Source organism: Pelagibacterium mangrovi, from assembly GCF_036662815.1.
In the GTDB taxonomy this organism is placed as follows: domain Bacteria; phylum Pseudomonadota; class Alphaproteobacteria; order Rhizobiales; family Devosiaceae; genus Pelagibacterium; species Pelagibacterium mangrovi.
The window spans coordinates 1-1,409 of record NZ_JBAFXA010000023.1; the positions used below are offsets into that span (position 1 = coordinate 1).

The 1,409-nt window shown below is 63.5% G+C and carries 1 protein-coding gene and 1 pseudogene; both read left to right on the plus strand.

All coding sequences use genetic code 11. The annotated features are described in order from the left end of the window. Positions 1–512: tyrosine-type recombinase/integrase (locus V4T21_RS19085; protein WP_332719917.1), on the plus strand; the 512-nt coding region annotated here is incomplete at its 5' end. Between the two features lie 4 nt (positions 513–516). After that, positions 517–1,409, plus strand: a pseudogene (locus V4T21_RS19090) (IS91 family transposase); the annotation flags it as partial.

Consider the following 1,409-nt stretch of genomic DNA (forward strand, 5'->3'; position numbering starts at 1 on the left):
TGGGGGTCGCTTATGGCGCGGGTCTGCGTGTTTCAGAGGTCGCGCATCTCAAGATCGACGACATCGACTCGACCCGCATGTTGATCCGCGTGGAAGAGGGCAAGGGACGCAAGGACCGCAACGCCATGCTCCCCCCACAACTCCTGGAGCTTTTGCGTCTGTGGTGGCGCGAAGGAAAGCGGCGCGGCGTGATGCTGCCTCATGGCTGGCTGTTTCCAGGGCGTAGCCGCACGGATCCGATCTCGTCACGACAGCTGCATCGTGCGGTGCAGGAAGCAGCCGAAGTGGCTGGAATCCATAAGCGTGTCAGTCCGCACACATTACGGCACAGCTTCGCCACCCACCTTCTCGAGGACGGCACCGATATCCGCGTCATCCAGGTTCTGCTCGGGCACAGCAAGCTCGAGACGACCGCGCTCTACGCCAAGGTGTCCACCCGAACGATCCACGCGGTCGCTGGCCCTCTTGATAGACTGATGGCGCTGATGGAAGGCAAGTCGCCCGACCCCTGAGCCGATGCGCGCCACCATCGAGGTCGCCGATATCTTCCGAGCGGCCGGGCCTGCCTATCGCGCTGCCCATGCCGGACACCTGAGCCTGGACCAGCTCAAGGTCATGTCCGCGATCGAGACCTGTCGCACCGCTGCCTTGGGCGGTCACGTCGAAGCCTGTTCTGACTGCGGGCACCAACGGATCGCCTATAACTCTTGTCGCAACCGGCACTGTCCCCGGTGCCAGGGCGCCGCAGCACGCGCCTGGCTGGAAGCCCAGGAGGCCAACCTGCTGCCGGTCGGCTACTTCCATGTGGTGTTCACGTTGCCCGCCGAGATCGCCGACATTGCCTTCCACAACAAGGCGCTGGTCTACGACCTGTTGTTCAAGGCGGCATCCCGGACCATGTTGACGATCGCTGCCGACCCAAAGCACCTAGGCGCCCGCATCGGCATTACTGCCGTGCTGCATACCTGGGGTTCGGCCATGAGCCACCATCCGCATATCCACATGATCGTGCGGGCGGCGGCATTACACCGGCCGGACAATGGATATCGTCGCGCCCGGCCTTCCTGCTGCCGGTGCGGGTGCTCGGCGCACTGTTCAGGCGCCTGTTTCTGACCCGGCTGCTCGAACTCCATGGTGCTGGAAAGCTCGTCTTCTTCGGCAAGCTGGCGGATCTCAGCGACCGGCGTGTCTTCCTGCGCCGCCTTGCGCCGGTTCGAAGGAAGCGTTGGGTTGTCTATGCCAAAGCGCCCTTCGCCGGACCTGAAGCCGTTCTCGCCTATCTCTCGCGCTACACCCACCGTGTGGCGATCTCGAACAGCCGCCTTATCGCCTTCGACCAGACCAGCGTCACCTTCCGCTACAAGAATTACCGCTGCTCGGGCGCCGACCGACAGCGGATCATGACCATT